Here is a 5,472-nt window from a genome sequence, read left to right as displayed (position 1 = left end):
CGAAGACGGCCGCCCGCCCCGGTGACCGGATCTTCCTCGGCCTCTCCCGGGGCTCCGGTCTCCTGCTCCTGGTGATCATGGCCGCGATCGCGGTCTTCCTCACCGTCCGGGCCGCCAGCGCCCTCTCGCACGACCACGGCGACTTCTTCACGACCTTCGAGTGGAACGCCAACGCGAACCCGCCGGTCTTCGGCATCGCGGTGCTGGCCTTCGGCACCGTCGTCAGCTCGCTGATCGCGATGCTCATAGCCGTCCCGGTCGCCGTCGGCGTCGCGCTCTTCCTCTCGCACTACGCGCCGCGCAGGCTGGCCGCGCCGCTGTCGTACGTGATCGACCTGCTCGCCGCCGTCCCGTCCATCGTGTACGGCCTGTGGGGCGCCCTCTTCCTGGTGCCGCATCTCGGCGGGCTCTACAGCTGGCTCGACGACTACTTCGGCTGGACCGGGGTCCTCGCGTACCACGACGGTGCCGCCCGCTCGCTCTTCACCATCGGCATCCTGCTGGCGATCATGATCCTGCCGATCGTCACCAGCGTCAGCCGCGAGGTCTTCCGCCAGGCCCCGAAGATGCACGAGGAGGCCGCGCTCGCGCTCGGCGCGACCCGCTGGGAAGTCATCCGGATGTCCGTCCTCCCCTTCGGCCGGTCCGGTGTCATCAGCGCCTCGATGCTCGGCCTGGGCCGCGCGCTCGGCGAGACCATGGCCGTCGCGACCGTGCTCTCCCCCAGCTTCGTCATCGGCAAGAGCCTGCTGGACCCGGGCGGCGGCACGTTCGCGCAGAACATCGCGAGCAGCTTCAAGGAGTCCGGTGACATCGGCAAGGACGCCCTGATCGCCTCCGGCCTGGTGCTGTTCGTCCTGACCCTGCTGGTCAACGGCGCGGCCCGACTGATCATCGCGCGTCGCAAGGAGTATTCGGAGTGAGCGACGTGACCGTAGAGCAGCCGCTGGTCGCCGACAGCGCCCCGCAGCCGCGCAGCAGCCTGCGGCAGCCGCGCCTGCCCCGCTGGGCCCCGCCCGCCGTCGCCCTCGCCGCGGCCGCCGTGGCGGTCGCGATCGGCCTCGGCGCCGGGCTGAGCAGCAGGGTCCAGTGGGGCCTGATCGCCGCCCTGCTCTTCATCCTCGGGATGTACGGGCTCGCCGCCCGCGTCGAGGGCCGCAGGCAGGCCAAGGACCGGCTGGCCACCAGCCTGGTGTGGGTCTGCTTCCTGCTCGCCGTGGTGCCGCTGCTCTCCCTCACGTGGGAGACGGTCAGGCGCGGCGCGAAGGTCCTGGACGGCGGCTTCCTCTCCCACTCGATGGCGGGCGTCCTGACCATCCAGCCGGGCGGCGGCGTCTACCACGCGATCATCGGCACCCTGGAGCAGGTGGGCATCGCCACCGCCATCGCGGCGCCGGTGGGCCTGCTCACCGCGATCTACCTGGTGGAGTACGGCCGCGGCATGCTGGCCAAGGTCGTCACCTTCTTCGTGGACGTGATGACGGGCGTCCCGTCGATCGTCGCGGGCCTGTTCGTGCTCAGCTTCTGGATCCTGATGCTGGACTTCGGCTACTCCGGCTTCGCCGGGTCGATGGCCCTGGCGATCCTGATGATGCCGGTGGTCGTCCGCTCCACCGAGGAGATGCTCAAGCTCGTGCCGAACGAGCTCCGCGAGGCCTCCCTGGCCCTGGGCGTGCCGAAGTGGCGCACGATCCTCAAGGTGGTGCTGCCCACGGCCATCGGCGGCATCGCGACCGGCGTGACGCTCGCCGTCGCCCGCATCGCCGGTGAGTCCGCCCCGATCGTCCTCCTGGTCTTCGGCTCCCAGGTGATCAACAACAACCCCTTCGACGGCGCCCAGTCCTCGCTGCCGTACTACATCTACGAGCAGTGGGCGGCCGGGAACGAGGCCAGCTACGACCGCGCCTGGGCGGCGGCCCTCGTCCTCATCGCCTTCGTCATGATCCTCAACCTGGTGGCCCGCGGCATCGCCCGCTGGAAGGCCCCCAAGTCCGGTCGCTGACCGTCCTTACGAAAGCAGAAGTGATTCCCATGGCCAAGCGCATCGACGTCAGCGGCCTGCACGCCTACTACGGCAGCCACAAGGCCATCGACGACATCTCGATGACCGTCGAGCCCCGCTCGGTGACCGCGTTCATCGGGCCCTCCGGCTGCGGCAAGTCCACCTTCCTGCGCACCCTGAACCGGATGCACGAGGTCACCCCCGGCGGCCGCGTCGAGGGCAAGGTGCTGCTGGACGACGAGAACCTCTACGGGCCCGGCGTCGACCCCGTCTCCGTGCGCCGCACGGTCGGCATGGTCTTCCAGCGCCCGAACCCCTTCCCCACCATGTCGATCTACGAGAACGTGGCCGCGGGCCTGCGCCTCAACGGCGGCCGCATCCGCAAGCCGGAGATGGACGCGGTCGTGGAGAAGTCCCTCCAGGGCGCCAACCTCTGGAAGGAGGTCAAGGACCGGCTGAACAAGCCGGGAGCGGGCCTCTCCGGCGGCCAGCAGCAGCGCCTGTGCATCGCCCGGGCCATCGCGGTGGAGCCGCAGGTGCTGCTGATGGACGAGCCCTGCTCGGCGCTCGACCCGATCTCCACCCTCGCCATCGAGGACCTCATCGGCGAGCTGAAGGAACGGTTCACGATCGTCATCGTGACCCACAACATGCAGCAGGCGGCACGCGTCTCCGACCGCACGGCCTTCTTCAACCTGGCGGGCGTGGGCCAGCCGGGCCGTCTCGTCGAGATCGACGAGACGGCGCGTATCTTCTCGAACCCGTCGGTCCAGGCCACGGAGGACTACATCTCGGGCCGCTTCGGCTGACGGACCGCCCGGCCGACGCACCGCTCGGCCGACGGACCGCCTCGCGGTGCTGCATGGCGGTGCCACCGCAAGGCGAAGGGCCCGCCCCCACTGGGGGCGGGCCCGATCGTTTGCGCTGTACGGGCTGCGCCTACCGGGGTGCCTCTTGCGCTCGGCGCGCGCCTGCGGGTTACGCCGTGGCCGGTCGCGCAGTTCCCCGCGCCCCTGACGGGGCGCGCCGAAACGCAGAAGGCCCCCGCGGTGAGCGGGGGCCTGGGGGCGGAGCCCCCGGTGCGTGCCTGGCTAGGCGAAGGCCAGCTGGACGATCCAGTAGCTGATCGCGGCCACCACGGCCGCGGCCGGCATCGTGATGAACCAGCCCATCACGATGTTCTTGGCGACGCCCCAGCGCACGGCCCGGGAGCCCTTCGTCGAGCCCACGCCCATGATCCCGGCGGTGATCACATGCGTCGTGGAGATCGGCGCGTGGAACATGAACGACGCGGTGTACATGACCGACGCCGCCGTCGTCTCGGCGGCGAAACCCTGCGGCGGGTCCAGCTCGATGATCCGGCGGCCGAGCGTCCGCATGATCCGCCAGCCACCCGCGTACGTACCCGCGGAGAGCGTCAGCGCGCAGGCGAGCTTGACCCACAGCGGGATCGCGTCGCCCTTGCCCTCCACATCGCCGATGACCAGGGCCATCACCACGATGCCCATGGTCTTCTGCGCGTCCTGGAGGCCGTGGCCGAGCGCCATGGCCGCCGCCGAGACGGTCTGCGCGATACGGAAGCCGCGCTTGGCCTTGTGCGGGTTCGCCCTGCGGAACATCCACATGATCGCGACCATCACGAGATAGCCGAGGATCAGGCCGATGAAGGGCGAGACGAACATCGGGATGACGACCTTCTCGATCACCCCGGACCAGATCACCGTGGTGCCGCCCGCGAGCGCCGCGCCCACCATGCCGCCGAAGAGGGCGTGCGAGGAGGACGACGGGAGCCCGAAGTACCAGGTGATGAGGTTCCAGGCGATCGCGCCCACCAGCGCCGCGAAGAGGATGCCCATCCCCTTCTGGCCCTCGGGCGTGGCGATCAGGCCCTCGCTGACGGTCTTGGCGACCCCGCTGCCCAGGAAGGCACCGGCGAGGTTCATCACCGCCGCCATCGCGAGCGCCGCCCGCGGGGTCAGCGCCCGCGTGGAGACCGAGGTCGCGATGGCGTTCGCGGAGTCGTGGAAGCCGTTCGTATAGGTGAAGCCGAGCGCGACCCCGATGGTCACGACGAGAGCAAAGGTGTCCACCGGGGGTCAGGACTCCTTGACCGCGATGGTCTCGACCGTGTTGGCGACGTGCTCGAACGCGTCGGCGGCCTCCTCCAGCACGTCCACGATCTGCTTGAGCTTGAGCACCTCGATGGCGTCGTACTTGCCGTTGAAGAGCTGGGCCAACAGCTTGCGGTGGATCTGGTCCGCCTGGTTCTCGAGGCGGTTCACCTCGATCCAGTACTCCGTGAGGTTCGTCATGGTCCGCAGGTTGGGCATGGCCTCCGCGGTGAGCTCGGCGGCCCGCGCGAGCACCTCGATCTGCTGCTCGACGCCCTTCGGAAGCTCCTCGACCTGGTACAGCACGACCAGGTCGACGGCCTCCTCCATGAAGTCCATGATGTCGTCGAGCGAGCCGGCGAGGCTGTAGATGTCCTCGCGGTCGAACGGCGTGATGAAGGAGGAGTTCAGCTGGTGGAAGATCGCGTGCGTCGCGTCGTCACCCGCGTGCTCCGCTGCCCGCATCCGCTCGGCGATCTCGGCCCGGGCGGAGGTGTCCGCTCCGAGCAGTTCCATCAGGAGCTTGGAGCCCGTGACGATGTTGTCCGCGGACGCGGCGAACATGTCGTAGAAGCTCGTCTCCCTGGGGGTCAGACGAAATCGCACGTGGGATCCTCGGGGTGCAGCGGATTCGGTCTCGTTGATGCTAGGCGCATCGTCCGGCCACGGCTAACTGGCATTCCCTCAGTGTCGCCCATCGGGCAGAGTGCTCATGAAGGCAGGTACCGCCTCGGCGGACGGAATTCTGTAGCATATACCTGCCGGGGGTATACGAGTGGGGTATAAGCGCCGACAGGCCGCCAAACCCCTTGGTCCGGAGAACCTGATCCATAGACCCGGCCTCCGGCGCGCCGGAGCGACCATGGAGGACGCCATGACGACCACGGAAGCCGGAGCCTGCCACGGCGACGCGACGGGCGGCGGCACCGCCGAGCCCGGCCACCATGGCCCGTACGGCTACAGCGACCAGAAGGACCAGCACCTCAAGCGGCTGCGCCGGATCGAGGGGCAGATCCGGGGCCTCCAGCGCATGGTCGAAGAGGACGTCTACTGCATCGACATACTCACCCAGGTGTCGGCGAGCACCAAGGCGCTCCAGTCCTTCGCCCTCCAGCTCCTCCAGGAACACCTGCGGCACTGCGTGGCGGCCGCGGCGGTGAAGGGCGGCGAGGAGATCGACGCGAAGGTCGCCGAGGCGAGCGCGGCCATCGCGCGCCTTCTGCGCACGTGACGCCCACCCTCCCGGGGCGAAGCCCCGGGACCCGCGCCATCGGAGTACGGCTTCGTGGTGCGGTGCGCCTACCGGGGGTGCGTCTTGCGCTGCGCGCGCGACTGCGGGCCGGTGGGGGCTGGTCGCGC

At 69.6% G+C, this 5,472-nt stretch carries 6 protein-coding genes; 4 read left to right on the top strand and 2 right to left on the bottom strand.

What is annotated here, in order from left to right:
* The 3 genes from pstC to pstB form a co-directional block, all read left to right on the top strand.
* On the top strand, nt 1–923 hold a 923-nt coding region (gene pstC / locus K6I34_RS30510; protein WP_229330882.1), incomplete at its 5' end, for a phosphate ABC transporter permease subunit PstC.
* A gap of 5 nt (nt 924–928) precedes the next feature.
* Complete coding sequence (gene pstA, locus K6I34_RS30505; RefSeq protein WP_229330884.1) at nt 929–2,002, top strand: phosphate ABC transporter permease PstA; 1,074 nt, start codon at nt 929–931, stop codon at nt 2,000–2,002.
* Nucleotides 2,003–2,031: 29 nt separating this feature from the next.
* A complete protein-coding gene (gene pstB / locus K6I34_RS30500) occupies nt 2,032–2,811 on the top strand; it encodes a phosphate ABC transporter ATP-binding protein PstB (RefSeq protein ID WP_229330880.1) in 780 nt (259 codons plus the stop codon).
* Between the two features lie 282 nt (nt 2,812–3,093).
* Here pstB and K6I34_RS30495 read toward each other — a convergent pair whose 3' ends face one another.
* Together K6I34_RS30495 and K6I34_RS30490 are read right to left on the bottom strand one after the other, a co-directional pair.
* The gene (locus K6I34_RS30495; RefSeq protein ID WP_229330878.1) at nt 3,094–4,092 is read right to left on the bottom strand and encodes an inorganic phosphate transporter; all 999 of its coding nucleotides are present in this window, start codon (nt 4,090–4,092) and stop codon (nt 3,094–3,096) included.
* A 6-nt stretch (nt 4,093–4,098) separates the two neighbouring features.
* Nucleotides 4,099–4,719, bottom strand: coding sequence for a DUF47 domain-containing protein (locus tag K6I34_RS30490; protein WP_121801285.1), 621 nt, complete (start codon nt 4,717–4,719; stop codon nt 4,099–4,101).
* Nucleotides 4,720–4,987: 268 nt separating this feature from the next.
* On the opposite strand from K6I34_RS30490, the gene K6I34_RS30485 reads away from it, so the two are divergent.
* Nucleotides 4,988–5,344 carry a metal-sensitive transcriptional regulator gene (locus tag K6I34_RS30485; RefSeq protein ID WP_229330876.1) on the top strand — a complete coding sequence of 119 codons (357 nt, stop codon included), beginning with the start codon at nt 4,988–4,990 and terminating at the stop codon, nt 5,342–5,344.
* Nucleotides 5,345–5,472 lie beyond the last annotated feature (128 nt).

The organism is Streptomyces sp. UNOC14_S4, assembly GCF_020740835.1.
Lineage (GTDB): Bacteria > Actinomycetota > Actinomycetes > Streptomycetales > Streptomycetaceae > Streptomyces.
The sequence above is the reverse complement of the archived record's forward strand: the minus strand, read 5'-3'. Positions and strand labels throughout refer to the sequence as shown.